The organism is Roseomonas populi (genome assembly GCF_024594815.1).
In the GTDB taxonomy this organism is placed as follows: Bacteria; Pseudomonadota; Alphaproteobacteria; order Acetobacterales; family Acetobacteraceae; genus Roseomonas; species Roseomonas populi.
Map to the genome: position 1 here is coordinate 212,573 of NZ_JANJOU010000008.1, position 26,490 is coordinate 239,062.

At 71.1% G+C, this 26,490-nt stretch carries 23 protein-coding genes; 16 read left to right on the forward strand and 7 right to left on the reverse strand.

What is annotated here, in order from left to right:
• Positions 1–20 precede the first annotated feature (20 nt).
• From NRP21_RS11770 to NRP21_RS11800, 7 genes are all read left to right on the forward strand, one after another.
• Positions 21–1,289, forward strand: coding sequence for a CaiB/BaiF CoA transferase family protein (locus NRP21_RS11770; RefSeq protein ID WP_257716391.1), 1,269 nt, complete (start codon positions 21–23; stop codon positions 1,287–1,289).
• Positions 1,290–1,326: 37 nt separating this feature from the next.
• The gene (locus NRP21_RS11775; RefSeq protein WP_257716392.1) at positions 1,327–1,845 is read left to right on the forward strand and encodes a MaoC family dehydratase N-terminal domain-containing protein; all 519 of its coding nucleotides are present in this window, start codon (positions 1,327–1,329) and stop codon (positions 1,843–1,845) included.
• A 5-nt stretch (positions 1,846–1,850) separates the two neighbouring features.
• Complete coding sequence (locus NRP21_RS11780; RefSeq protein WP_257716393.1) at positions 1,851–2,330, forward strand: hotdog family protein; 480 nt, start codon at positions 1,851–1,853, stop codon at positions 2,328–2,330.
• A gap of 2 nt (positions 2,331–2,332) precedes the next feature.
• Entirely contained in the window at positions 2,333–3,181 is an 849-nt protein-coding gene (locus tag NRP21_RS11785) for an alpha/beta fold hydrolase (RefSeq protein ID WP_257716394.1), read from the forward strand.
• Between the two features lie 16 nt (positions 3,182–3,197).
• Positions 3,198–4,175 (forward strand): Bug family tripartite tricarboxylate transporter substrate binding protein, encoded by a 978-nt coding sequence (locus NRP21_RS11790; protein ID WP_257716395.1) that lies wholly within the window; start codon positions 3,198–3,200, stop codon positions 4,173–4,175.
• Positions 4,176–4,325: 150 nt separating this feature from the next.
• Positions 4,326–5,570 (forward strand): acyl-CoA dehydrogenase family protein, encoded by a 1,245-nt coding sequence (locus NRP21_RS11795; protein ID WP_257716396.1) that lies wholly within the window; start codon positions 4,326–4,328, stop codon positions 5,568–5,570.
• 36 nt (positions 5,571–5,606) lie between these two features.
• Positions 5,607–6,818, forward strand: coding sequence for an acyl-CoA dehydrogenase family protein (locus tag NRP21_RS11800; RefSeq protein WP_257716397.1), 1,212 nt, complete (start codon positions 5,607–5,609; stop codon positions 6,816–6,818).
• 50 nt (positions 6,819–6,868) lie between these two features.
• Here the strand turns inward: NRP21_RS11800 and NRP21_RS11805 are convergent, their stop codons facing one another.
• Complete coding sequence (locus NRP21_RS11805; protein ID WP_257716398.1) at positions 6,869–7,846, reverse strand: Bug family tripartite tricarboxylate transporter substrate binding protein; 978 nt, start codon at positions 7,844–7,846, stop codon at positions 6,869–6,871.
• Between the two features lie 202 nt (positions 7,847–8,048).
• Here NRP21_RS11805 and NRP21_RS11810 point away from each other — a divergent pair, with 202 nt between their 5' ends.
• On the forward strand, positions 8,049–9,005 hold the full coding sequence (locus tag NRP21_RS11810; RefSeq protein WP_257716399.1) for a hydroxymethylglutaryl-CoA lyase: 957 nt from the start codon (positions 8,049–8,051) through the stop codon (positions 9,003–9,005).
• A gap of 30 nt (positions 9,006–9,035) precedes the next feature.
• Here the strand turns inward: NRP21_RS11810 and NRP21_RS11815 are convergent, their stop codons facing one another.
• From NRP21_RS11815 to NRP21_RS11830, 4 genes are read right to left on the reverse strand one after another with little or no spacing between them, the layout of a single operon-like run.
• Complete coding sequence (locus tag NRP21_RS11815) at positions 9,036–10,001, reverse strand: tripartite tricarboxylate transporter substrate binding protein (RefSeq protein ID WP_308219883.1); 966 nt, start codon at positions 9,999–10,001, stop codon at positions 9,036–9,038.
• A gap of 53 nt (positions 10,002–10,054) precedes the next feature.
• Positions 10,055–11,248, reverse strand: coding sequence for a CaiB/BaiF CoA transferase family protein (locus tag NRP21_RS11820; protein ID WP_257716400.1), 1,194 nt, complete (start codon positions 11,246–11,248; stop codon positions 10,055–10,057).
• Between the two features lie 16 nt (positions 11,249–11,264).
• Positions 11,265–12,152, reverse strand: coding sequence for an SMP-30/gluconolactonase/LRE family protein (locus tag NRP21_RS11825; RefSeq protein ID WP_257716401.1), 888 nt, complete (start codon positions 12,150–12,152; stop codon positions 11,265–11,267).
• A gap of 14 nt (positions 12,153–12,166) precedes the next feature.
• Positions 12,167–13,339 carry an oxidoreductase gene (locus NRP21_RS11830; protein WP_257716402.1) on the reverse strand — a complete coding sequence of 391 codons (1,173 nt, stop codon included), beginning with the start codon at positions 13,337–13,339 and terminating at the stop codon, positions 12,167–12,169.
• Between the two features lie 194 nt (positions 13,340–13,533).
• Between NRP21_RS11830 and NRP21_RS11835 the strand changes: the two genes are divergently transcribed.
• Positions 13,534–14,388, forward strand: a complete 855-nt coding sequence (locus NRP21_RS11835; RefSeq protein WP_257716403.1) for an IclR family transcriptional regulator — start codon at positions 13,534–13,536, stop codon at positions 14,386–14,388.
• 215 nt (positions 14,389–14,603) lie between these two features.
• Here NRP21_RS11835 and NRP21_RS11840 read toward each other — a convergent pair whose 3' ends face one another.
• Positions 14,604–17,480 (reverse strand): ATP-binding protein, encoded by a 2,877-nt coding sequence (locus NRP21_RS11840; protein ID WP_257716404.1) that lies wholly within the window; start codon positions 17,478–17,480, stop codon positions 14,604–14,606.
• 150 nt (positions 17,481–17,630) lie between these two features.
• On the opposite strand from NRP21_RS11840, the gene NRP21_RS11845 reads away from it, so the two are divergent.
• The 4 genes from NRP21_RS11845 to NRP21_RS11860 are packed head-to-tail and all read left to right on the forward strand — an operon-like array spanning position 17,631 to position 21,532.
• Positions 17,631–19,646: a S8 family serine peptidase gene (locus NRP21_RS11845; protein WP_257716405.1), complete on the forward strand. Its 2,016-nt coding sequence runs from the start codon at positions 17,631–17,633 to the stop codon at positions 19,644–19,646.
• Positions 19,643–20,737, forward strand: a complete 1,095-nt coding sequence (locus NRP21_RS11850; RefSeq protein WP_257716406.1) for a radical SAM protein — start codon at positions 19,643–19,645, stop codon at positions 20,735–20,737. Before NRP21_RS11845 ends, NRP21_RS11850 begins: the two co-directional genes overlap by 4 nt.
• Positions 20,727–21,026 (forward strand): PqqD family peptide modification chaperone, encoded by a 300-nt coding sequence (locus NRP21_RS11855; protein WP_257716407.1) that lies wholly within the window; start codon positions 20,727–20,729, stop codon positions 21,024–21,026. Before NRP21_RS11850 ends, NRP21_RS11855 begins: the two co-directional genes overlap by 11 nt.
• On the forward strand, positions 21,023–21,532 hold the full coding sequence (locus tag NRP21_RS11860; protein WP_257716408.1) for a hypothetical protein: 510 nt from the start codon (positions 21,023–21,025) through the stop codon (positions 21,530–21,532). Before NRP21_RS11855 ends, NRP21_RS11860 begins: the two co-directional genes overlap by 4 nt.
• A 48-nt stretch (positions 21,533–21,580) precedes the next feature.
• On the opposite strand, the gene NRP21_RS11865 is transcribed toward NRP21_RS11860, so the two are convergent.
• Positions 21,581–22,276: a Crp/Fnr family transcriptional regulator gene (locus NRP21_RS11865; RefSeq protein WP_257716409.1), complete on the reverse strand. Its 696-nt coding sequence runs from the start codon at positions 22,274–22,276 to the stop codon at positions 21,581–21,583.
• Positions 22,277–22,479: 203 nt separating this feature from the next.
• On the opposite strand from NRP21_RS11865, the gene NRP21_RS11870 reads away from it, so the two are divergent.
• The 3 genes from NRP21_RS11870 (at position 22,480) to NRP21_RS11880 (ending at position 26,482) form a co-directional block, all read left to right on the forward strand.
• Positions 22,480–24,102 carry an MFS transporter gene (locus NRP21_RS11870; RefSeq protein ID WP_257716410.1) on the forward strand — a complete coding sequence of 541 codons (1,623 nt, stop codon included), beginning with the start codon at positions 22,480–22,482 and terminating at the stop codon, positions 24,100–24,102.
• Positions 24,103–24,337: 235 nt separating this feature from the next.
• On the forward strand, positions 24,338–25,918 hold the full coding sequence (locus NRP21_RS11875; protein ID WP_257716411.1) for a phage tail sheath family protein: 1,581 nt from the start codon (positions 24,338–24,340) through the stop codon (positions 25,916–25,918).
• A 39-nt stretch (positions 25,919–25,957) separates the two neighbouring features.
• Positions 25,958–26,482: a phage tail protein gene (locus NRP21_RS11880; protein ID WP_257716412.1), complete on the forward strand. Its 525-nt coding sequence runs from the start codon at positions 25,958–25,960 to the stop codon at positions 26,480–26,482.
• Positions 26,483–26,490 lie beyond the last annotated feature (8 nt).

Sequence of the window (26,490 nt, forward strand, 5' to 3'; positions counted from 1 at the left end):
CTTCCTACCGGGAGACGCGCTTGACCCAGCCAGGAAGCCTCGACGCCCCACCGACGAGCGGACCTCTCGCGGGGCTTCGGGTCATCGAGATCGGCGTCGCCATGGCTGGTCCCTACTGCGCCATGACACTGGGCGACTTCGGCGCCGAGGTGGTGAAGATCGAGCGCGTCGGCGCCGGCGACGACAGCCGCTCCTGGCCGCCGCACTTCCACGGCGCGATGGGCTATTATTACGGCTCCGCCAATCGCAACAAGCGCAGCGTCGCGCTCGACCTGAAGTCACCTGAAGGTGCGGCGATCGCGCGCAAGCTGATTGAGGGCGCGGACATCCTGGTGGACAACTACCGCATCGGCGCCCTCGCCCGCGCCGGGCTGGGCTGGGAGGTACTGCGCGCGGCGAACCCGCGCCTGATCTACTGCTCCGTCAGCGGCTTCGGGGCGACCGGCCCGCGGGCGGAGGAACCGGCGAACGACCTCTTCATGCAGGCCTATGCCGGCGGAATGAGCATCACGGGCGAGGAGGGCGGCGGCCCGGTGAAGATGGGCATGTCGGTCGCCGATATCGGCGCGGGCATGCTCGCCACCATAGGCGTGATGATGGCGGTGGAGGCGCGGCACCGCACCGGCCGCGGGCAGCGCGTGGAAACCTCGCTGCTCGAGGGACAGATGTCCATGCTCGCCCATTTCGTCACGCGTTACTTCGCTTCTGGCGAGGTACCGGGCCCGAGCGGCAGTGGCGCACTGACCAGCCCCACCTATCGCGCCTTCCGCGCCGCGGACGACTGGATTGTCATCTCCGCTTTTAATCAGCGCATGTGGCGCGGCCTCTGCACGGCGCTGGAGCGGCCGGAATGGGTGGATGACCCGCGCTTCGCCGACGCCGCGCTGCGCGTGGCCAACCGGCTCGAGCTCATCGACCTGATCGGGGCCGTGATCGCTACGCGGCGCGTAACGGAATGGGAGATGCTGCTGAAGTCGAACGAGGTGCCGTGCTGCCCGATCAACCGCATCGACAAGGTCGTGGCGGAGGAGCAGGTCGCGGCGCGCAGCATGGTGACAGAGATCGATCTGCCGGGGCTCGGCGCCATGCGAATGGCTGGGCTCCCCGTGAAGCTCAGCGAGACGCCCGCCGCGATCGGCCTGCCGCCACCGCGCCTGGGGCAGCACACGGCCGAGGTGATGCGCGATGCCGGCTACGCGGACGCGGAGATCGAGGCCCTCGCGAGACGCGGTGCGATCGGCCTGGACGAGGGCTGGCGCGAGGGGGATCAGCCGCGCCGCGCCGGCTGAGCGCCGTGCGGGAGAGGAAGCGGGAGGAACATCGGGCATGGCGCTGCTGACGGACGAGATACGGTCTTACATCGGGCGGGAAGGGCCGACCTTCGCCGCCTGCGACGCGGTGGAGCCCGGCGCGGTCCGCCGCTACGCCCAGGCCATCATGGATCCGGACCCGGCCTATGCCTCGGACCAGGAAGGCGTGCGCTATGGCGGGGCCGTGGCGCCGCCGCTCTATCCCTCCTTCATGTTCCGCACGCCCTTCGGCGCGCCGGACGTGCTGACCGAGCGCGCGCATGACCCGGATTTCGACGGCATCGTGATGGGCGTAGGCAACGGCCTGCCGGAGCTGCCGCTGCACGGCCTGGCGCTGCTGAACGGCGGCGCGGAGGTGGAGTTCTTCGCCTATGCCCGCCACGGCGAGCGCGTGCTGCAGAAGTCCCGCTTCGCCGATATCCAGGAGAAGCAGACGAAATCGGGCCCAATGCTCCTCGTGATCTTCGAGACCGAGTTCACGAACGAGGCGGGCCAGCTCCTGCTGCGCTCCCGCAAGACCATCATCCGGCGGTGAGCGGCATGCGCGAGAGAGTCAATTTCGAGGACGTGTCGGTCGGCGACACTGTCGGGCCGCTCGGCAAGGGCCCCTTCACGACACCGCACCTGATGCGGTGGTCGGCGGCGATGGAGAACTGGCACAAGATTCACTACGATCAGCCCTTCACCACCGGCCACGACAAGCTGCCGGGCCTGCTGATCAACGGCTCGCTGAAGCAGCAGTTCATCGCGCAGCTCCTGAAGGACTGGGCAGGGCGTGACGGCTGGATGTGGAAGGTGAGGTTCCAGTTCCGTGCCATGAATGTAGTGGGCGAGACGCTCTCCGTCTGGGCCAGGGTCACGGACAAGCGCGAGATGCCAGATTACGGCCTGGTCGATCTCGATGTCGGCATCAGCAACGAGAAGGGCGTGGAATCCACCCCGGGTTCGGCCGTGGTCGCGCTGCCCTATCGCGGGCGGGCGCCGGTGCCCTATCCCTTCGTGCCGCCCGCGGCCGGCTGAGCATGGACGGGCCCGCACCCGCTGGGGATCCCCCCGAGGTTGCGGCGCTGCTGGGCGCGGCAGAGCGCGCCGAGACGCCCTGCGGCGGGGGCCGCCTGGTCTGGCACATCTGGGGCGAAGGGGAGCCCCTGCTGCTGCTGCACGGCGGCGCCGGCTCCTGGCGCCACTGGCTCCGCACCATCCCCCGCTGGAGTGGCCGGCGTCTCCTCCTCGTGCCGGACCTGCCAGGCCTCGGGGAATCCGACCTGCCGCCGGCACCCGGATCCATCGAGACCATCGCGGGCGTCGTCGTCGCGGGGCTGGACGCGCTGCTTCCGCCGGGCCGGGCCTGTGACATCGTCGGCTTCTCCTTCGGCGCAACCGTCGCGGCCCATGCGGCATTGCAACTGGGGCCGCGGGCCCGCTCCGTCACCCTCGTCGGCGCCGGCGGGCTCGTGCCGATGCGCAGGCCGATCGTGCTCGAGAAGGTGCGCGGCAAGACCGGGGCGGCGCTGACCGAGGCGCATCGTACCAACCTGTCCCGCATCATGATCGCCGATCCCGCGCGGATCGACGACCTCGCCCTCGCGGTCCAGGCCTGGAACTCGCAGCGCGCGCGGCTGGACACACGGGGCTTCTACGCCGAGGGGGCGCTCCTCCGCGCGCTGGGGCAGCTACGCGTCCGGGTGGACGCGATCTGGGGCGCCGAGGACCAGCCAGCCCTCTGCGGGCTGGAGGAGCGCCAGGCGGCGCTGTACGCCCTCCATCCCCGGGCACGCATCCGCGTCGTCCCGAAGGCCGGCCACTGGATTGCCTATGAAGAACCGGAGGGCCTGGACACCGCGCTGCGGGAGTTCCTGGAAGCCCCCTGAACGGGAGGAACGGAAAATGCGGCGAAGGCACCTTCTCGGCGCAGGGGGCGGCCTGCTCCTGCCCGCCGCCACGGGCCGCGCGGCCGAGCCCTGGCCCACCCGGCCCCTGCGGCTGGTGGTTCCCTACGCGCCCGGCGGCGGCGCCGATATCCTGGCCCGCACCGTCATGCGCCACGTCTCCGAACGGCTGGAGCAGCCGATCGTGGTCGAGAACCGCGGCGGCGCGAACACGATCATCGGAACCCAGCAGATCGCCCAGTCGGCGCCCGATGGGTACAACTTCGTCGTGGGCACGTCCTCGCTGGCGATGAACCCCTTCCTCTACCGCCGCCTTCCCTTCGAGGCCGAGCGCGACCTGGTGCCGGTGGCGCTGCTGGCGACGGTGCCCTTCGTGCTGGTGGTGAACCCGGCGCTGCCGGTGCGCTCGGTGCAGGATCTTGTCGCCCATGGCCGCGCGGCGCCGGGCGGGCTGATCTTCGGTTCCTACGGGGCGGGCAGCACGGCCCACCTCACGGGGCTGCTCTTCGGCCGGGCCGCCGGGGTCGAGGTGACGCATGTCGCCTATCCCGGCTCGTCGCCCGTGCTCATCGACCTCATGGCCGGCCGCCTCGCCTTCGCCTTCAGCACCATCCTCCCCGCCGTGCCGGAGATCGGGAACGGGCGCCTGCGCGCCCTGGCGGTCACGACGCCGGAGCGGGTGAGCGCGCTGCCGCAGCTGCCGACGATGCAGGAGGCCTGGATGCCCGGCTTCGAGGCGGCCGGCTGGAATTCCGTCCATGCGCCCGCGGGAACGCCCGAAGCCGCGCTGCGGCGGATGAACGCCGAGATGCTGGCCTCGCTGGACCTGCCGGAAGTCCGACGCTTCTTCGGAGAGCAGGGCTACGTCATTCCGCCAGCCCTGCAGAACACCCCGGCCGCGCTCGCCGCCCTGCAGCGGAGCGACGCCCGCAAATGGGGCCGGATCATTGAGGAAGCGGCGGTGCGCCTGGACTGACGGCCGGCGCATCTCCTTGACCCCCTTATCGCGGATCGGCTACCGTCGATAGAGGATAAGTTATTCGCGCTGCGATTAACGGGGCCTGTCTCCGAGAAGCGATGCGCGACGGGTGCGGGGCTCACCTGCCCCCGCAGAACGGGGAACGCCATGAACTTCGGTTACACGCCCGAGCAGGAGGCGCTGCGGCGGGAGGTCAACGCTTTCATCGCGGAGCATGTCACGCCCGAGGTCCTCCACGACAAGGAGGCCCAGGACGACCAGATGCACGGCTCCGGCGTGGCCGACCCTTTCGGGCCGAGCATGCGGGAACTCTACGGAAAGCTGCACGCCCGCGGTTGGCTCGGCATCGCCTATCCCAAGGAGTACGGCGGGCAGGGCGGCGACCGCATCAGCCAGTACATCGTCGAGGAGGCCTTCATGCGGGTCGGCCTCAATATCAGTCTCAGCGGCAGCGGCGCGCCCGCGATCATGGCTGCCGGCACCGAGGAGCAGAAGCGCTACTACATCCCCCGCCTGATCACCCGCGAGGTCACCTTCGCCCTCGGCTTCACCGAGCCCCATGCGGGCGCTGACCTCGCCAATATCCGCTGCCGCGCCACGCGGGACGGCGACCACTTCGTGATCAACGGGCAGAAGATCTACACCACCTCCGGACACCTCTCCTCCCACATCTACCTGATGGCGCGCACGGACCCGAGCCTGCCGAAGCGCGAGGGTCTGTCCATCTTCATCTTTCCTATGGACACGCCGGGCATCACCGTGCGGCCGCTCTGGTCCATCCAGAACAACCCGCGCGCCCCGCTCGGCACCACCTATGGCGAGGCGCGGACGAACGAGACCTTCTTCGACAACGTGCGCGTCCACGAATCCACGCTGCTGGGCGGGGAGAACAAGGGCTGGAAGGTGGCGGCGGATGGCCTCAACCTCGATCGGGTGGGCGCCTTCCGCTACGTCATGTCGATCCGGCGCGACGAGGACATGGTCAACTGGGTCAAGACGACGGAGCTGGAGGGCTACGCCGACAACCCGGCGGTCCGCGACAAGGTGGCGGAGCTGTGGATCGAGGCGCAAGTCTGCCGCCTGATGACGATGCGCAGCATGTCCATCGTCCAGCGCGGCCGCGAGTTCACCTATGAGGGCTCCGCCGAGAAGGTCTGGGCGCCGGAGCACGGCGTCCGCACGACCGAGGCGATCACGCAGATGCTCGGCCCCTACGGCCAGCTCCTGCGCGGCTCGCCGCACGCGGTGGAGGATGGCGTCTTCGCGCACAATGTCCTCGGCGCCTTCCAGTCGGGCGTGAACCACGGCGGCGTCACCATCATGCGGGACCAGGTGGCGCGCCGCGGCCTGGGCCTGCCGGCCATGCGCCGGCCGAAGGCCGCGGCGAACTGACGCCCCCCCGACAGAACGAGATGACGGACCGCTGACATGGATGTCCTGCTGACCGACGAACAGGAGATGATCCGCGAGACCGCGCGGAGCTTCCTGGAAGGCGAGTGCTCGCCGCAGCTCGTGCGCGCCATGGAGGCCGACCCGGTCGGATACCCGCCCGCGCTCTGGCGCAAGGCGGCGGAACTAGGCTGGCAGGGCCTCTCCTTGCCGGAAGCCTATGGCGGCTCGGAAATGCCGCTCGTCTATCTCGGGCTCGTCCTCCAGGAGGTTGGGCGCGCCGTCGCGCCTCTGCCCCTGCACAGCACCGCCGTCGCGGCGCTCACGATTGCCGAGGCCGGCAGCAAGGCGCAGTGCGAGGCGATCCTGCCCGGCGTGGTGTCGGGCGACACGATCCTGACCTGGGCCTTCACCGAGGAGGACCCGCGCCTGCGGCCGGAAGCCGTGGCGATGAGCGCCGCGCAGGAGGGCGACCACTACGTCCTCACCGGCCGTAAGATGTTCGTGGACGACTTCGTCGCTGCGGACAGGTGCCTCGTTGTGTGCCGCACCGCGCCGGCCCGCGGCGGCAGCGCCGGCCTGTCCCTCTTCATCGTGGACACGAAGGCGGAAGGCGTCTCGCACACGCCCCTGGTTACCACCGCTAAGGACAAGCAGAGCGAGGTCGTCTTCGACCGCGTCCGCGTCCCCGCCGCGGACATGATCGGGCGCGCGGGCGAGGCCTGGCCGGTGGTAGAGCGGATGCTGGACCGGGCCGCGGCGCTGCTCTGCGCGCAGATGCTCGGCGCGGCGCGCAAGGACGCCGAGATGGCCTTCGACTACGCCAAGATGCGAGAGGCCTTCGGCCAGCCCATCGGCGCCTTCCAGTCCATCCAGCACATGTGTTCAGACATGGTCATCTGGATCGACGGCGGCGAGCTGCTGACCTACGAGGCGCTGTGGCGGATGGACGAGGGCCTGCCGCACCAGGTCGAGGTCTCCCAGGCCAAGGCCTTCTGCAACGAGAAGTGCCTCGCCTCCGCTCGCAACGCGCAGATTATCCATGGCGGCATCGGCTTCATGATGGAGCTGGACCTGCACCTCTGGTACCGGCGCATCGCCGCCTGGGGAATGCGCCTCGGCACCACCTACGATCATCGCGCGCGGGTCGCGGCGGCGCTGATCGACCATCCCGGCGAGGTTGTGCTCGGCCAGCCCGTCCCCGTGGCCGGTGCGGCCGCGGAGCCGGAGCGGGAACGCCGGGTGGCCTGAGCTCCGCGGCTCCCCGCCCCGACGTTCCGGGGCGGGGAGCCAGCATTCCATCAGGTCTGGATTTTCGCCCGCCGAATGATGTCCACCAGCTTGGTGACGGACGTATCGAAGCTCGCCTTGGCCTGGGCGGGCGTCATCGGCTCGGCGGGCACGAAGCCCTGCTCCTCCAGCAGCTTCCGCAGCTCGGCATCGCCGAGCGACTTCACCACAGCGTCGTTCAGCCGCTGCAGCCGGTCGGCCGGCACGCCGCTGGGCGCGAACATCACGTTCATGCTGACGCACTCGTATCCCGGAACCCCGGCCTCCTCGATCGTCGGCACGCCCGGCAAAGCGGAGAGGTGCTGGCGCCCCGTCAGCCCAAGCGGCCGGAGCCGGCCGGCCTCGATCGCCGGTAGCGCAGGTGGAATGGTGCAGAAGCTCATGGCGACGCGCCCGCCCATCACGTCGTTCAGCCCGGGCGCCGTGCCGTTGTAGGGGATGTGCACCGTCTCGGTACCGGCGAGCAGGTTGAACATCTCGGCCGCAAGGTGCCCGGCTCCGCCGACACCGAAGGATGCGTAGTTCAGTACCCCCGGCCGCTCCTTCGCGTAGGCGATCAGCTCCTTCACGTTGTGGACGGGAAGCTTCGCGTTCACCACCAGCAGGTAGGGCACGATGGTGAGCACCGCGACGGCGGTGATATCGCGCTCGGCGTCATAGGGCGTGCGGGTGCCCAGGTGCGACATCAGCGCCAACTGTGTGCCGCCCGACAGCACCGTATAGCCATCCGGGTCGGACCGCGCGACGTACTCGGTCGCGAGCATGGTAGAGGCGCCCGGCCTGTTCTCGACGACGGTCGGCTGGCCCGTGTAGCTCGACAGCCGCGTGCCGAAGGCCCGCGCCATGAGATCGACGGAGCCGCCTGGCGTGTACGGCACGATCAGCCGGATCGGGCGGCTTGGGAATGCCTCCCGCTGTGCCTGCGCGCCGGTGGCCTGGCCCAGCGTGGCCAGGCCAGCCGCGGCCGCGAGTTGGCGTCTTGTCAGCATGCGCACTTTCCCTCCCTCTCGCCGTCCCATCCCGGAAGTCGGCGTCAACTCGCATCAGAATTCGCATAGCGAGTTGATTGTTTGAGATTGAGATTGCCTTGTTTGCCGTGAGGTGATCAACGACTTTGCAGGAGTGGTCCCGATCCGAGGCACGGCAGGCGGCCGCCTCGGGCCGGGGCGTCAGAGCACGGGGAGCAAAGCCATGTCCGACCTTCCGAAGCGGGTCCACATCCAGGAGGAGGGACCGCGCGAGGGCTTCCAGATCGAGCCCGGCCCGATCCCCACCGCCGACAAGATCCGCCTGATCGAGGCGCTGGCCGAGACGGGCCTGGAACACATTCAGGTCTGCTCCTTCGTCAGCCCCAAGATCGTGCCGGGCTGGGCGGACGCCGAGGACACGGTGGCCGGCTTCAAGGCGAAGCCCGGCGTCCGCTACACAGCGCTGTGGTTCAACGAGAGCGGGCTGAACCGCGCGCTCGCCTTCCGCGACAAGCTCGCCATCTCCGGCTCCATCTCGCTCACCGCGAGCGAGGGCTTCACGAAGAAGAACCTCAACCGCACGCATGAGGAGAACCTCGCGGCGATGCGGAAGCAGACCGCGCTACACCTCTCCCATGGCGTGCCCGTCCGGCGCATCGGCGTGATGGCAGCCTTCGGCTGCAACTACCAGGGTGACATCTCGCCCGCACAGGTGATCTCCACCATCGAGGACGGGCTCGCCATCGCGGCCGAGGCCGGGGCGGAGATCACGGACGTCTCGCTGGCGGACACGATGGGCTGGGCCATGCCGTCACGGATCGAGCGCGTGCTCGGCGAGGTGCGGTCCCGCTGGCCGGAGAAGCGCATCACGCTTCACCTGCACGATACGCGCGGCCTGGCGGTGGCCAATGCGCACGCCGCGCTGAAGATGGGCATTGACCGCTTCGATACGACGGTGGGCGGGCTCGGGGGCTGCCCCTTCGCCGGCCAGAAGGGCGCCGCGGGCAACATCTGCTCCGAGGAGCTGGTGCTGCTCTGCCACGAGATGGGGATTGAGACCGGCGTGGACCTCGACGCGCTGATCGAGGTGGGACGCATGGCAGAGGCGATCGTCGGCCACCAGCTGCCGAGCGAGCTGATTCACGCCGGCAGCCTGGACGCTTTCCGCAAGGCAGCCTGAAGGAAAGGGGGCGGCCCGTCCGCCCCCAACCTACTGCGGCGTCAACCCGAGGGAGCGCACCACCTCCACCTTCTCGGCATTGTCGCGCCGCGCCTGGGCGGTGAAGGCCTCGCGCCCGGAATACATGATGGGCTCGCCCAGGCGGCCCATCACCGTGCGGAACGAGGCCTCCTCGGTCCCCTTGCGGCACAGCTCGTCCAGCCGCGCCGTGATCGCGGCTGGCGTCCCGCGCGGCACGGTGATGCCGGCCAGCACGGGCTGCAGTGTCGGCAGGCCCAGCTCCCGCGTGCTCGGCACGCCCGGGGCGGCCACGCTGCGCTCGTCCCCGAACACGGCGAGCAGGCGCACCGGCTTCCCGCGCGCGCCGCCGACCGTGCCCATGCCGAAGTCCAGCCGGCCGCTGAGCATCTCCGGGTAGATCGGCGTCTCCCCGCGGAAGGGCACGTCCGTCACACGCAGGGACAGGCCGCGCACGATGTTGGCGAAGGAGAGGTGCCCGAGGCTGTTCGTGCCGAAATGACCGTAGGTCATCGTGTCCGGCCGCGCGCGGATGGCGGCGACGAGGTCCGGCATGGTGCGGAACGGGGAACCCTCCGCCACCACCACGGCGAGCACGTTCTCGAAGACGCGGCAGACATAGTCGAAGGATTCCACGTCGAAGGGCACGTTGCGCACCGTGTGCGCCGCAGTGGTGATCGGCGTGATGGGCCCGAAGCCGATGGTGAGGCCGTCCGGCCTGGCCGAGGCCACCGCCTGCGCGCCAACGATGCCCGATGCCCCGTCGCGGTTCACCACCACGAAGCGTCCCTCGGACACGTCCGACATGGCCTGGGCCAGGGCGCGCCCGATCGTGTCCACCACGCCGCCCGCCTGCCAGGAAACGACCACCTGCACGGGCCGGTCCGGATAGGGTGCCGCCGGCTGCGCCGCGGCCGTGCCGGGCCAGCCGGCCCAGGCCACCGCCGCGGCCAGGGCGACCCTCAGGATGCACGTCATACGTCCCTCCTCTCCGGGGGGTCTTGCGCCCCTCCGACCTCTCACGCGTCCGACTAACTCTCGGCCACCACCTTCGCCGCGATCAGCGCGTCGATGGCCGCCTCGTCGTGGCCCGCCTCTGCCAGGACGGCCCGGCTGTCCTGGCCCACGGCCGGCGCTGGGCGGCGCACGGCGCCCGGCGTCGCGGAGAACCGCGGCACGACGTCCGGCATCGTCACCTGCCCGAGCTCCGTGTCCTTCACCGCGCGGAACACCCCGCGGGAGAGGACGTGCGGGTCGGCCGCGAGCCCGGCCGCGTCGAGGATGGGCGCGGCGGTCACCCCGGCCGCGTCCAGCGTCGCCCAGGCTTCCGCCGCGCTCCGCGTCGAGAGCCAACCGGTGATCTCCGCCTCCAGGGCCTCCACGTTCTCCAGCCGCACGGTGTTCGTGGCGAAGCGCGGGTCGGACTTCAACTCCGGCCGCCCCATCGCGTCGAACAGCTTCTCCGTCATCGACTGCATGGGCGCGGAGATGGTCAGCCAGTTTCCGTCGCCTGCCAGGAAAGTGTTGCGCGGGGCTGCCGAGGAGCCCCGGCTGCCGGTGCGCCCGCGCACCGTGCCCTTGAACCCCTGCAGCACCGCGTCGGCGCCGAACATTGCCACCATCGGCTCCAGCAGCGAGAGGTCCACCACCTGCCCCCGCCCGCCTGCCTCCCGCGCGCGCACGGCCGAAACGGTGGCGAAGGCGCCCATCATGCCCGCGACCATGTCGGCCAGGGGGAAGCTCGGCAGCAGCGGCGGACGGTCGGGGAACCCGTTGCGCGAGGCGAAGCCGGACAGGCCCTCGATCAGCGATCCGTAGCCCGCCCGCATCCGGTACTCCCCGGACTGGCCGAAGCCCGAGATCCGGACGATGACAAGGTCGGGGTGCCGCTCCAGCAGCATCGCCGGCGCCAGGCCCCAGCGCTCCAGCGTACCGGGGCGGAAGCCCTCCACCAGCACGTCCGCCCGCGCGACCAGCCGCTCCAGCACGGCACGGCCTTCGGCGGAGCGCAGGTCGAGCGCAATGCTGCGCTTGTTGCGGCCATAGACCTTCCAGTGCGCGGCGATGCCGTCCGCGATCCAGGCGCGGAGCGGGTCGCCCGGCCCCGGCTCCTCCACCTTCACGACATCGGCGCCGAAATCGCCGAGCAGCATCGTCAGCATGTTGCCGCAGACGAGCCGTGACAGGTCGAGAACCCGTATGCCCCTCAGGGGCCCTTCCGCCACGTCTTCCGTCATTGCATCAGCCCTCGAACAGCGGCTCGGGCACGCCCCTCACACCGAGGCCATGCAGCGCGAGGAGGGCACCGGCCAGCGGCTGCCGCGCCCGCTCCGCCTCGCCCAGGAACACGGTGCCGGAGGTGACGTAGAGCACGTCGAGGTCGGGCCCGCCGAAATTGCACATGGTGGGGTGCGAGACGGGCAGCCGCACGATGCGGTCCAGCCGTCCCTCCGGGTCAAAGCGCCCGATCGCGCCGTCCCCGATCAGGGCGCACCAGTAGTAGCCCTCGGCGTCGAAGGTCGCACCGTCCACGCGCCAGGGCAGGCCGGCGGTAGAGAGGAAGACGCGCCTGTTGGAGATGCGCCCGCTCTCGATGTCGAGGTCGTAGCGCCACATCACCTCTCCTCGGCTGTCGCCGAAGATCATCGTCCGGTCGTCCGGGCTGAAGGCCATGCCGTTGGACACGATGAAGCCCGTGTCCATCCGCTCGCAGGCCATGTCCGGGGAGAGGCGGAAGAGCGAGCCGCCTGGGTTCTCGTCACCTGGGTCGCGTGAACCGCACCAGTAGCGCCCGCGCCGGTCGCAGCGGCCATCGTTCAGCCGGTTCTCCGGCCGGTCCGGCTCCGGATCCAGCACCGGCGTAACCACTCCGGTTTCCAGTTCCACCGTCGCGAAGCCCTGCTTCAGCCCCGCCACCACGCCGCCGCCGCGCCGGAACACGTAGGAGCCGATGTTGTTGGGCATCACCCAGCGGCGGACCGTGCCGTCCGCCTCCAGTCGCTGCAGCGCGGGGTATCGCGTGTCCACCCAGTAGAGGCGCCCTTCCGCCGGGTGCCACATCGGGCTCTCCCCAACGATATCGGCGCCCTCGTGCACAACCTCGATCTCGGGCTGAGGAAGCTTCGGCATCGGGACCTCCGGGCCTAGCGGGTGGCGGCCGGCGCGCTGCCGGCCTGCCAGGTGGAGGGGGAGCTGCCGAAGCCGGACCTGTCCCGCTTCTCCAACCAGTAGCCATAGGCAGGCGGGATGGCGGCGAAGGCGTCGGCGACACCGAGCTTCTGCGCGGCGTCCAGCGGCCAGTTCGGGTTGTGCAGCATCTCCCGCCCGATCGCGACGAGGTCCGCGCTGCCCTCGCGCAGGATCGCCTCGGCCTGGTCGGCATGAACAATGAGCCCGACCGCCATGGTTGCCACCCCGGCCTCGACCCGGATCCGGGCGGCGTGCTGCACCTGGTAGCCCAGCCGCGGCCTGTCCGCCTCGGTGATGGAGCGCGGCGTCATCCCGCCAGTGCTGCAATCGATCACGTCCACGCCCTTGCCGCCCAGCACGCGTGCAAGCGCCACCGTCGCCTCGATCGTACCGCCATCCTCGTCGATCGCGGAGACGCGGAAGAAGAGCGGCTTCTCCGCAGGCCAGTGCCGCCGCACCTCCTCCACCACCTCCACCGCGAACCGCATCCGCTTCTCCGGGGAGCCGCCATAAGCGTCGTTCCGCATGTTGGCAGCGGGGGAGAGGAACTGGTGCAGCAGGTAGCCATGCGCGCCGTGCACCTCCAGCACGTCGAAGCCGGCGCGGTGCGCGCGGCCGGCGGCAGCGCCCCAGGCGGCGACCATGTCCTGGATCTCCGGCAAGGCAAGGGCGCGCGGAACCGCGGCAGCCGGGCTCGCGGCCACGGCGCTGGGTGCCACCAGCTCCCAGTCCCCGTCATCCTCCAGGCCGGGATGGCTGGCCAGCGGGGCGCGCCCCTCCCAGGGCACGGAGTTGCGGGCTTTGCGCCCGGAATGGCCGAGCTGAATCCCGATCGCCGCGCCATGGCCTTTCATGAAGCGGGTGATGCGCTCCAGCCCTGGGATGAACTCGTCCTTCCAGAGGCCCGGGTCGCGCGGCGTGGTGCAGCCGCGCGGATCGACCTTCGTCGATTCCATGAAGACCAGCCCCGCACCGCCCGCGGCGAACTTGCCGAGATGCATCAGGTGCCAGTCCGTCACGTGGCCGCGCTCCGCGGCGTAGGTGAGCATGGGCGACAGCACGATCCGATTCCGCAGCGTGACGCCCCGTAGCGCCATGGGCTGGAAAAGGAGGGGAGTCTGCTGCATGGACGCGTTTATCTCCCCAGCTTTTCGGGCCCTGGACGATGGAGCCCCATGCGGGACCGTACCCCGCACCCTTTCTTTCACTCGCAGTGCGAATTATATAATCGTCTTGGCGCGATGCTAACGCGCTCTTGGACCTGCCGTAAACTGCCCCCCACGGGGCATGCCGCCGCCCTGCCGTACCCGGAGACCGCTTCTTGGCATCGACCAAACCACTCCCGACGCCCTCGGACGAGAAGAAGGACCGGCAGTTCGTCACTGCCCTTTCCCGCGGGCTGCAGCTCCTGCAGTGCTTCACGCCTGAGCAGCCGGAGATGAGCGGCTCCGACCTCGCGCGGCTCACGGGGCTGCCCCAGCCGACGGTGTGGCGCCTCTGCCATACGATGATCGAGATGGGCGTGCTGGTCACCATCTCCGGGGAGAAGATGCGGCCGGGATTGGCGGCGCTCCGCCTCGGGCACAGCGCGATCGCGGGCCTCGGCATCGCGGAAGTCGCGCGCCCGCACCTGCAGGAACTGGCCGATGCCTTCCAGGGCGCGGGCGGGCTCGCGGCACGGGACGGGATCGACATGGTGATCCTGCAGCGGTGCGAGAGTGACAACCGCCTGCTGATGAACCTGCACGTCGGCTCGCGCGTGCCGCTCTCGACCTCGGCTTTCGGCTGGGCCTGGCTTGCCGGCGTGCCGGAGGACGAGCGCGCCCGTGCGACGGCCGAATTGGAGGAGAAGGACGGCGTGCGATGGGGCAAAGCGAAGGCCGGTTTCGCCCAAGCCCTGGCCGAGTACCGGCAGCGCGGCTTCATCATCAACGCGGGAGTGCTGCACAAGGGCTACAACACGGCCGCCGTGCCCGTGCTGGCACCCGATGGGTCGGTGCCCTTCGCCGTGAACTGCGGTTCAGCCGCCGTGACCTTGTCCGCGGCCCGGTTACGCTCCGAGGTCGGCCCGCGTCTCGCGAGGCTGGCGGACTCTCTCCGGTACGCGGCCATACCGAAAAGCATGAGGAGCACTGTTGCCACGGACAGGCGCTCCGATCGCGGGGCGGGCGCCTGAACCGATCCAGGCATCCTGACGGGCGCCCAGGGCTTCTCCGACCCGCCGCCGCCCCATCCTGAACGCGAGCGGAGCCGGAAGAGTCGTTGCCGATGGAGCCGCGGCGAACGACCCGCATGATGGCGGGGTGATGGTTGCGGACCGCACGGTCCCCGTCCATGCGCCGGCCCGGAAACGCCTGCTGCCGCGGCAGTCAGGGCGGGGTGCCAACATCCTCAGGCATCGAATTGCCTCTGCAGTCCGGCGATCGTCGCGTCCGAGAAGACGATGCTGCCCCGCGCGCTCCGCGCGACCGCCTCGGCCAGCAAAAGCCGCGCCTCGGCCCGTTCATCAGGCGGGAGAAGTTGCGCCAGGAGCGCAAGGCCCAATGGCCGGAGTAGCCCCGCCCCCATCTCCTCATAAGCCCCGAGGCCGCGGCGCATCTCCGCCTCGCCCGCCATCCGGTCGCCCAGCCGCCCGCGCGCCCACCCGCCCAGGATGGCTCCCCAGGCCGACCAGTAAGCGAAGTCCTGGGCCGCCGCGATCGCCTGCAATTCCTCCGCAGCGGCCAGGGTGTCCTGCGGCCGTCCTGCCAGCTGCGCCAGGACGCAGCGGAAGGCCAGGGCGAAGCAGAGGCTGTGCGCATGGCCCAGCTCGCGCGCCGCCGCCACGGCCGCCCTGTCGATGGCGAAGGCCGCCTCGGCCTCGCCCTGGAACCACAGCACCCATCCCAGATGCGCCCGCGCCAGGACAGCCGGGTCTGAGCCGTAGTCGAAGCGGTGCGGCTCGTCCCGCGTGGGATCGTAGAGGGCCAGCACCCGTTCGAGATGCCAGCGCGCCTCCGCGTGGCGGCCGAGGTAGAGAAGGCCGAGCCCGAAGGGGCGATGCGCCTGGAGGAGCGCGGCCTCGTCCCGCTCGCCGTCCATCAGCGCCATGATCCGTTCCCCGATCGCGTGGCCCTCCGCCACGGCGCCGCGCACGAGGTGGAAGGTCTGCAGGCCGCGCAGCGTGCGCAGCAGCAGCGGCCGGTCATCAAGGCGAAGGGCGGCGGCATGGGCGGTGGCGAAGGCCTCGCCCACCTGCGGGGCGGCGTTGCCGCGCACCAGGGTCACCTGCGCGGCCAGCCCGATATGCAGGCGCGCCTCCAGCGCGTCCTGTCCCGTCGCCTCCAGGTTCGGCAGCTGGGCGATGGCGGCCTGGAAGTGTCCCGCGGCTTCCCCATGCGCCCCGGCGCGGCCGGCGCGGATGGCAGCCCGCTCATAGGCCGCAATCGCCTCGGCCGCCGCGCCTCCGGCCGCCAGATGCCGCGCCAGCAGCTCCGGCCGGGCCGTGACTGTCTCCGCGAAGCGCTCCGGCAGCAGGCGGCCGAGCGCCAGGTGCAGGCTGGCGCGGCGGCTGCGCAGCAGGGTCTCGTAGGCCATGTCGCGCATCAGCTCGTGCCGGAAGGTGTAGCCGGTGGGGGCCTCGGGCGGGCCTTCCGGCTCCATGAGCCCGGCCTCCACCAGGCGGCGCAGGGGGCGCCGCGTGGCCGGCAGCCCCACCGTCTCGGCCAGCGCCGCCAGCATGTCCTCCCGGAAAGAGCGCCCGATCACGGCGGCGAGCTGGGCGATGGCCTTGGCCTCCGGCAGGGCGTCCAGCCGGGCGGTGAGGCCAGCGCGCAGGCTGAGCGGCAGCTCCGCCTCCGCCTGGGCGTCCCGCGCGGCCTCCACCAGGAAGATCGGCACGCCTCCGGCCCGCGCGATGATGCGGCGCAGGAGGGCGGGATCCGCCCCCTCCGGAGCTGCGGCGGCCGCGAGGTCGCGCGCCGCCGCCTCTCCCAGAGGTGCCAGGCGCAGCGTGAGGGGGGCTGGGCCGGGCAGGTTGCGACCCTCCTGGCGGCGGGTCAGCAGCAGCAGCCCGGGCGTGTCCGGGGCGGCAACGCTGTCGGCCAGAGCGCGCAGCACGGCCAAGGTGCTGTCATCGGCCCAGTGGATGTCCTCCGCGATGAAGAGGGGCACCGGGCCAGCGGCGGCGTGGAGCGCGGCGAGGAGAGCCGCCATGTTGCGCCGCCGCCGCCGGCGGCCGGCCGCCTCCATCTCGGCCACCTGGGCGGGCGAGGCGAGGTCCAGCAGCACGGCCAGGGGCGCCGCATGATCCGTGCCGGACAGGCCGTGGCGTGCCAGCCAGCCCACCAGGGCGGCGCGGGCCTCGGAGGGTGCCGCGCGGGGCGGGATCCCGGCTGCGGCGGCGATCCAGGCCAGGAGCGGGCGGAAGGCGCTGGCCTCCTCCTGGGCGTTGCAGGCGATCGCCACCGCCTCTTGGCCCGGGGCGCCGAGGCGCGCGCGGAACTCCTCGATCAGGCGACTCTTGCCGTGGCCCGGTTCGGCCTCGACGAGGACCGTGGTGCCGGCGCCCGCCCCGGCGTCCCGCCAGGCCGAGAAGAGGCTCCGCAGTTCGTCCTCCCGCCCAACCAGGGGCAGGGCGGCGGTGGGCGGCGCCATGGTGGAACCCGCGTGCAGCTCCGCCTCGACCCGGTGGGCGAGGACGGGCCGTGGCAGGCCAGGCAGTTCGATCTCCCCGAGGGAAACGAACCGGAACCGGCGCGGCGCGAGGCGACGGGTGGCCTCGCTCGCCAGGACCTCCCCCGGGGCGGCCGCGTGCTGCAACCGCGCGGCGATGGTGGTTGCCTCGCCGACCATGGCGCCAGGCTCGCCGGCAACCCCGTGGCCCAGGGTGGCAACGACGAGGATGCCGCTGTGCACCGCCACCCGTACCCGCAGGGCGATGCCCAGCCGCCCGCGCAGCGCCTCCACCTCCGAGACCAGGTCCAGCGCGGCCCGCAGGGCGCGGGCGGCATCGTCCTCCCGCGCGGAAGGGAAGCCGAAGCGCGCCAGCAGCCCGTCACCCTGGTGCTGGGCCAGGCTCCCGCCCTGCCGCAGCACCGCTGCCCCCGCCGCCTCCCGGTAGGCGAGCAGGACGGCGCGCAGATCCTCGGGGTCCAGGCGCGCGGTCAGGGCGCTGGATTCAACCAGATCGGCGAAGAGGACGGTCACGGGGCGGCGCTCCCCCGCCTCGGCGGCGAGCGCGTCGGGCGACGGCCGCAGCCTCTCCCCGCAGGCACCGCAGAACCGCATTCCGGGAGGGCTGACGAAGCCACATGCAGGGCAGGGAAGAACCGGGGTCAGGCGAATTTCTCCGGCAATGCGGCAAGACGACGTGATCGTGATCGAAATCACCGCAGCGCAACAGCCGGCACTGCTACCCTTCGTTTCGCAGGAGGAGGAATGGCGCTGTCTTCCGGTGATTCGAACGGGGTTGGCGGATCATCCGCCCTCGATCCCGTGCTGCGCGCGGCCGCCTTCGCCCTGGCCCTGGCACCATCGCAGTCTGAATTTGGGGTGCTGGCCCGGATTCCCGATGGCGCGGCGATCCGCGCCCGGCCGGATGTCCGCTTCGGCTACGCCGTGCAGGAGGCGGACGGTACGATCCTGCCGCCGGATGGCCACCCTCCGCGCGCGGAGGGCGCCGTTTTCGCCGCGCTGCGAATCGACCTCGCCTTGCAGCCCGGGATGGCGGCCGAGGATCCCCTACCCGAGCTTCTTGCGCGGCTGGAGGATCTTGCCGGGGAGGGCTGGGACATGCGGGTCGAGCGCCTGCCCGGAAGCCCGTTCTCCGCCGCCATGGAGGCGCTGCACGCCCGCCCCGACGACCTTCCGCCCCTGCCCGGCGGGGCGCCGGACGGCACGGGCGTCCTCGTCGGCGCCGTGGATTTCGGCTGCGCCTTCGCCCACCCGGCCTTTCGCCTGGGCACGGACGGGCTGGGCGGGACGCGGCTGCGCCTGCTCTGGGACCAGAACGGCCCGGCACCGCGCGGGGCCATGGTGCCGGGCCGCCGCTACGGGCCGGCCGAGCTGGACGCACTACTCTCGGGCGGCGATCCCTATCCCGAGGACGGCTATGTCCCCTGGGAGAACGGCTACGCGGCAGAGCCGGCCGGTCGCCCCGTGAGCGAGCTGGGCCGCCGCCTTTCGGTCCATGGCACGCACGTCCTCTCCGTGGCCGCGGGGAGACGGCCGCAGGAAGGGGCCTGGGCCAGGGGCACCCCGCCCGGAATCGCGCCCGGCGCGGCGCTGGGCTTCGTGCACCTGCGTCCCCGCGCCCTCGTCTCGGAGGGCGACGCGGTGGATGTGTTCGACGGCGTCTGCGCCCTCTTCGACCTCGCCGCGCGGGAGGGGATGCCGGCGGTGGTGAATCTCAGCGTCGGCGCCAACACGGGCGCGCATGACGGCCAGGGGCTGATGGACCGCGCGCTGGACGCGCTGCTGAGGATGCCGAGCCGTGCCATCACGGTCGCGGCCGGGAACATGCGGGATGCCGGGCTGAACCGCTCCGGCAGCGTAGCGGCGGGGCGGCCCGCGACGCTGCGCTGGCGGTTCGAGGCGGGCGACCCGACCCCGAACATGCTGCGGATCTACGCGCCCATGCAGGAGGGGATGCCGGCGCTGGACCTGGCGCTGGGCCGGCCGGGGGGAGCACCGGCGTCCGCCCTGAGGCCGGAGGATCTGCGCGGGCAGGCCGTGCTGGTGCTGAAGGACGCCGCCGGGGAAGACCCGATCGGCACCGCCGCCTCCACCACGCGCCCGCCCACGACCGAAGAGCCGGTCCAGCACTTCGAGCTGCGCCTCCGGCCCTCCGGGCGGGAGGAGGTCTGGCAGGTGACCCTGAGCCTGGGGCCGGAGGCGGTCTCGAACCACGCATTCTTCGATGCCTGGATCGAGCGAGACGACCTGCGGCGCCACAGCGGCTCGCGCTTCGAGCCGCCGGACCCCGGGGAGGAGACGCTGAACGCGAATGAGGGGCCGGGCTGCTCTCTCGGCTCTCTGGCCTGCGCGGAGGGGCCGATCTGCGTGGCGGCCGTCGCCCTTCCGGATGGCGGCCCGGCGCCGTTCAGCTCCATGGGCGGCACGCGGATCGGGGGAGAGAAGCCGGACGTGGCGGCGCCGGGCCTGGCCGTGCCCGGCGCCTCCGGCCTCGGCGGGCTGCGCGACGGGGCGGGGCAGACCTTCGCCGCGGGCATCCGCATGGACGGAACGAGCGCGGCCGCGCCCCAGGTCGCGGGCGTCATCGCGCTGATGCTCCAGGCAAGGCCGCGCCTGACGGCGGAACGAATTCGCGCCATCCTGCGCGCGACCACGCGGGAGAGGCAGGCAGATCCGGGCGCGGCGTGGCAGCGGGACATCGGCGCCGGCCGGGTGGATGCCGCCGCCGCCATGGCCATGACCCTGGAGGAGCCGGAATGAGCGCGACTGGCACGAGCCCGGCAGCACGCCTGATCGGGGGCTCCCCGCCGCTGCACCGCCCGATGAAGGTGACCATCGGCTACACGCAGTCCTGCAACCTGGATTGCCGCGTCTGCTACGCCGATTGCACGCGCGCGCCCTCCCCGCGGGAGCTGCCGGCGACGACTTGGATCCGCCTGCTGGACGAGTTCTTCGAGGCCGGAGTGATCTCCGTGATGATCGAGGGCGGGGAGCCCTTGCACCGGCCGGACGTGCTGGAGGTGATTGCCCATGCCGCGCCGCGAGCGATGACGCGGCTGCGCACGAACGCGACGCTGGTGGACGACGCGATGGCCGGCCGCTTGAAGGCCATCGGCCTCGGCGACGCGATGGTGGACCTTCTGGGCGCGACGCCGGAGACGCATGACGCGCTGACCGGCGTGCCCGGCAGTCATGCCCGCAGCATCGCCGGCATCCGCGCCCTGCGGCGTGCCGGGCTGCCGGTGACAGTGCTGGTCATCATGAACCGGGGGAACCATCGGGAACTGCAGCCGCTGCTGGAACTGGCGAAGGCGGAAGGCGCGGAGGCGGTGGGCGTGCTGCGCCCCTACCCGCTGGGTCGGATGCGCCGGGATTGGGGGACGCTCTCGCTCTCGCTTCAGGAGATGATGGCGGCGATCGCTGCGCTGCGTCCGCCGGAGGGGATTCGGCTCATGCAGTCCTGGCACCCGAACGACGCGAATTGCTGCTGGCAGATGGCAGCGGTGAATGCCTACGGGCACTCCATCGGCTGCATGTACCTGCGCGAGTACGTGGACTACGGCGATGTGACGACGATGCCCTTCCTGGCGACCTGGGACGATCCACTCTACCGCCACCTGCGCGCTGGAAAGGTGGAGGCGAGCTGCGGCGGCTGCGCCTCCACCCAGCACACGCATGGCGGCTGCCGCTCCACCGCTTATGCCTTCCACGGGCGCTGGGACGCGCCGGACCCCTTCGATTCCGGGCTGAACGGCGGCGTGGACCTGCGGGTCCTGCCGGCACCAGGGCCGGAGCCGGAACTGGGACCTGGGCTGAGACCTGGACTGGGGGCGAACCACGATGCGCCATGAGCGCTCGCCGGGGCTCCGGCTCCGTCCCCTGCCCGAGCTGGGAGCCTGCCTCGCCTACACACCGGCCGCACCGCGGCTGCACCAGCTGAACGCGACGGCCTGGCTGATCCTGGAGCTCGCCGATGGGCGGGACGACGCGGCACTAGCTGAGGCTTTCGCCGCGCGCACGGCGAAGGCGCTCTCAGCGACGGCGGCGAGACGCACGCTGGAGGATGGGCTCGCCGGGCTGCGCGCCTGCGGGTTGCTGCGAGTGGCCGGATTGGACAGGGAAGAAAGGGACCCCGCATGACCGAATCACCGAACCCGGCCGATGCCGCCGAGGCGCTGCTAAGGGCGCAAGGCCGCGTGGCGCCCGCCAGCGCCGTGCCGCTCGTCTCCGTCGTGCGGAGCGGCGAGCAGTTCCTGATCCTGCCAGCGGCAGGCAGCGAGGAGGATCTCGGCCCGCTCGGCCGCCTCGTGCTGGAATGGGGGTACGAGGTCCCGCGCGCGCAGCACGTCGAGTTCCAGGCCTTTCTGCGCGACAACAACGGCCTGCTCAGCACGTCCTCCGTGCCGGGCCTGCGCTATCTCGGCACCTACACGGTCTTCCAGCAGAGCGAGCGGAGCCTCGGCAGCTTCCGCACGCTCTGGGATTTTCAGCGTCTGTCGCAGATGGAGGAGATGAGCGCGCGCGTGGCGGATGCCGGGGATGAGTGGGGCCAGGCGGTCAAGGCGCTGATGGCCTTCCGGGATTCGGATTACACGGCCGGCCGCAGCCAGGTCATCCTTCAGCTGGCGGCCGCAACGGTCCTCTGATCCTCGGCGGAGCAGCCCCCGGCGCTGGCCGCCTCCGTTCCCCGGCGGTCATCCGCCCTGGCCGGAGGGTGTGCCGTAGCCGGCCTCCACCTCAGCCTCCAGCAGCGCGGGTCGCGGCAGCACAAGGCCGCCCCTGGTCACCTGCATGACACCGTCGCGCCCCATGGCGCCGAGCGTGCGGGAGATCACCTCGCGCCGCGTGCCGATGCGCGAGGCGAGCTCGTGGTGCGGCGGCGGCGGCGAAACGATGCGCCCGCCGCCTTCCCGCGGGCGGGAGAGGCGCAGCAGCAGCGCCGCCAGCCGCGCGCGCACGGGCAGCACCGCGAGTTCCAGCAGGCGCTGGTCCTTCTCCCGCACCAGGGCGGTCAGGCTCCGCATGAGGTGATGCGAGGCCTCGGGCGTCGACAGGACGAAGGCCATGAAGGGCGCCGCCGCAACGGTGCATAGGCGGGCCCGCGTCAGCGCGACGATACTGACGGAGCGGTACCCACCATCGATCGCCGCGATCTCGCCGAAGAGGCTGCCCGGACGCAGTTCGTTCAGGATCATCTCATGGCCGCCGCTGCTGCGCGAGACCACGCGCAGCTCGCCCTCGGAGACGAAGCTGACCTCCTGCGTCAGGTCGCCCGCCTCCAGCACCGCCTGCCCTGCCGAGAAGCCCCGCCAGCGTGCCACGGCCGCCAGGGGCTCCAGCGCCGTCCGGTCGAAGGGCCGAAAAAAGGGCAGGTGGCTCAGATCATCCATGGGGCATGGCTCATCCAGCCACAGTGCCGCCGCTTCAGCGCGCCGTAAATGCATGACCATCTTCGGGATGTCACCCCTGGCACGGAGGTCTCGCGACCGGGACCCAGCTTCCCGCCCTTGCGGCGTGGCGCGATGTGACTTTCGGCACCGCGCGTCGCGGGGTGGAGAGGTCAGCTTCGTGGCGTTCCGAAAAGGGGGCCACGATGACGTTGATTGCTCGCCCGTGCCTGCCAGAACAGCCCCTGCCGACGGTTCCCGCCAGAAGGCCGGCACCGGTCGTGCCCCGGCCGCCACTGAGATTTCGCGGCTGGGCGGTGGTCGGGGGCTCCTTCGTCGTGCAGGCGCTCTGCTTCGGTGCGATCTATTCCGTTCCTGCCTTCGCCGCGTCTCTGCGGACCAGTTTCGGCGTCTCGGACCTCTCGGTCAGCCTGATCTATGCCGTCAGCGGCGCCATGGCCTTCGCCATCGGCGGAGTCAGCGGTCCGCTCGCGGATCGCTTCGGCGCGCGCTGGCCGATCGCGCTGGGGATGGTCGTCATGGCCTCCGGGTTCCTCCTCGCGGCGGTGGCACGCAACTTCTCCCAGGTGCTGCTCTGCTACGGCTTGCTCGTGGGGACCGGCGCAGGGATGGCCTACGTTCCGGCGGTCGCGGCTGTGCAGCGCTGGTTCGTGGCATGGCGCGGCCTGGCCTCGGGCATCGCCACCTCGGGGGTGGGAGTCGGCACCGCGCTGGTTCCGGTCTCGGCCTCGCTCCTGGCCCTCTGCGGGGATTGGCGGGTGGCCTTTCTGATCACGGCGGTCTTTGTCGCCGTCACCGGACTGCTGGCGGCGCAATGCCTGGCCCGCTCGCCCGAGGCTTGCGGCCTGGAGCCGGATGGAACGGCAGAACCCGCACGCCGGCACCATGCGCCGGTGCCGGAAGGCATCGGCATCGGCCAGGCACTGAGGGAGAGACAGTACTACTTGTTGCTGGCGGGTAGCCTCCTCCTCTCCGTCGCTGTCGCGCTCCCCTACGCCGACGTGGTGGCGACGGCGCGCGGAGCCGGCCTGGCCGCCTCGGATGCGCTCTGGCTCCTGAGCCTGATCGGGATCGGCTCGATCCTCGGCCGCCTTGCCCTCGGCACCGTGGCGGACCGGTTCGGGCGCGACCGGACCTTGCTGGCCTGCTGCATCGGCGTCGCGGCGACGATGGCGTGGTGGGCGGAAACCCGGAGCGCCATCGGGTTCATCCTCTTCGCGCTCGGCTTCGGCCTGTGCCAGGGCGGGTTCGTCGCGCTGCTGCCGAGCGTGGTGGTGGACCTGTACGGGCGGCGCTCGGCAGGCGGCCTCATCGGCATGCTCTTCACCGGGCGGGCTCTTTCCGTCCTCCTGGGGGCTCCTGGCATGGCCGCCCTTGCTGCCGCGGCCGGCCATGGGATCGCCCTCTGGACTGCGTGCGGCCTGGCTCTACTCGGCACCCTCCTGCTGTCGCGCGCCTTGTGGCCGCGCCGCAGGCCGCGTGGCGCCGGAAACGCCAGGAAGCCCGGCCTCGTTTCCCCGGCGTCATCCTTGCCGCCCATCCTCCCGCACCATCCAGGCCAGGCGCCCATGATGATCCGTCGATCCGGAACCGATAATCCGAGCGCTGATCGTCGGCCAGCGCTTCGGGACCTGCTCTGGGTAATGGCTGACCTCCCGACCCGAACGCTGCCAAGCGGCAGAGAGACACTTTCGGCCCAGGTGAAAATCGGTGCGCCCTCTTCCGCAAACACGCTGTGCCTCACGATGGTAAGCGCGTGCTCGATGGAAGATCACAGTTGCGACGCTCCGCTTCACACTGCTTCGTGAAGTGCCCCTCAGCAGCCTGTCCGGCGGGAAGGCCAGCTTTCACGAGGCATGACACGCTCCGGTGCCCGGAACGATCTGCTTGTCACCCCGTCTTGTTTCGCTTTAGCGTATGTTTGGGAACTGGAACTAAAACCAGCTGGCATCGCCGGGTGCACGTTTCACCCTGTTCACCAGGCCCGCTGCCAGTCCTTGCAGACCGCATTCTCGCTCGGCTCACCCTGGCTGCGGAGGCTACATGCCGGATGCACTCACCTACCCTGGCGTTTATGTCCAGGAATTGCCGAGCGGCGTCCGCACCATCATCGGCGTCGGCACATCCAGCACCGCCTTCGTGGACAGCTTCTCGCGCGGTCCGCTCGACACCGCTGTCCAGGTGACGAGCTGGGCTGCCTTCGAGCGTGTGTTCGGCGGCCTACGGGCCGACAGCGAGGGCAGCTACGCGGTCCAGCAGTTCTTCCTTAACGGCGGAAGCACGGCCTGGATCGTTCGCGTTGCCGGCGTCCCCGAACCCCCGGACGCTGCGACTCCTCCCGCCGCCCCGGCTGCGCTCTCGATGGAGCCGGCGGGCAAGTCGCTGATGGTGAAGGCCGTTGATCCGGGCAAGTGGGGCAACCGTCTTCGGGTTGTCGCCACCGCCGTTGCCGGCTCGCCCAAGCTGTTCAACCTGATGGTCCAGGAAGTGGTCTCGACGGCCGGCAACCTCTCCGTGCTGGAGAGCGAGACCTTCCTCAACCTCTCGATGGTGCCGGGCGAGGCAGGCTTCGCGCCGGACGTGGTGAATACCGGGTCCCGCCTCGTGCGGCTGGAGGTACAGCCGCCCGGCCAGCTTCCCACGCTTGCCCCCGTGGATGCGCGCGGCGGCGTGGCGGACGCGGCGTGGAAGCCCCTGGCCGGCGGCACGGAGGGCGCGCTGCCGGACGCCAAGGCGCTGACCGGCAGCCCGGACGCCGGGACAGGCCTCTACGCACTGGAGCGCATCAGCCCCGCGATCTTCAACCTGCTCTGCCTGCCTCGGGCCTCCGCGCTGGACTCCACGGGCTTCGGCGCGGTGATCAGCAAGGCTCAGGCCTTCTGCCGGACCCACCGCGCCTTCCTGCTGGTGGACCCGCCGGCCAAGGGCGCCGAGGACGAGGCGAAGATGGCGGCCTGGGTGGAGTCCGCCAACATCCGGGACGCCAACGCGGCCGTGTACTTCCCCCGTCTCTCCATCCCCGATCCGCTGAACGGCTTCCGTCTCCGCACCGTCGGGCCGAGCGGCACGGTCGCCGGCATCTACGCGCGCACCGACGCGGCGCGGGGCGTGTGGAAGGCACCCGCTGGCGTGGACGCGACGCTGGCCGGCGCGACACCGGTGCTGAGGCTGACCGACCCGGAGAACGGCAACCTCAACCCGCGCGGCGTCAACGCGCTGCGCACCTTCCCCATCTACGGCCCGGTGGTCTGGGGCGCGCGCACGCTGGTCGGCGCGGACCAGATGGCCAGCCAATGGAAATACGTCCCCGTCCGCCGCACCGCTCTCTTCATCGAGGAGACCCTGTTCCAGGGCCTGCGGTGGGCCGTTTTCGAGCCCAATGACGAGCCGCTCTGGACCCAGATCCGGATGAGCGTGGACGACTTCATGCACGGCCTGTTCCGGCAGGGCGCCTTCCAGGGCGCCACCCCGCGCGAGGCCTACCTCGTGCAGTGCGACGCCACGACCACGACGCAGGGCGACATCGACCGCGGCATCGTGAACCTCATCGTCGGCTTCGCCCCGCTCAAGCCCGCGGAGTTCGTGGTGCTGAAGCTGCAGCAGATCGCCGGCCAGACGAGCTGACGCCCGCCCCGCCGCCCGTCCCCGCGCAGGAAACCCACCATGCCCCCCGTGCTCGCCACCACGACACCCGCCGACCCGTACAAGAACTTCAAGTTCCTGGTGCTCTGGGACCAGCGTACCGTCGCGGCCGTCAGCAAGGTGACGGGGCTGAAGCGAGTCACCGAGGTGGTCCGCCACCGCAGCGGCGGCGACCCTTCCAGCAGCCGCAAGTCGCCGGGGCGGACGGAGTACGAGCCGGTGACGCTGGAGCGCGGCGTCACCTTCGACACCGCCTTCGACCAGTGGGCCAGCGCGGTCTGGGCCTTCCAGGCCGGACTGGGTCGTGAATCCTCGCCGGCCAACTTCCGCAAGACCGTGACGATCGAGCTGTACAACGACGCGGGCCAGGCAGTTCAGCGCTATTTCCTGTACCGCTGCTGGGTCTCGGAATACACGCCGTTGCCGGAGCTGGACGCCAACGCGAACGGGATCGCGATCCAATCCATCAAGCTGGAGAACGAGGGCTGGAAGCGCGATGAGGCGCTGACCCCGCCGGTCGAGCCCAGCTTCTCCTTCCAGCCCTGACATGCCCG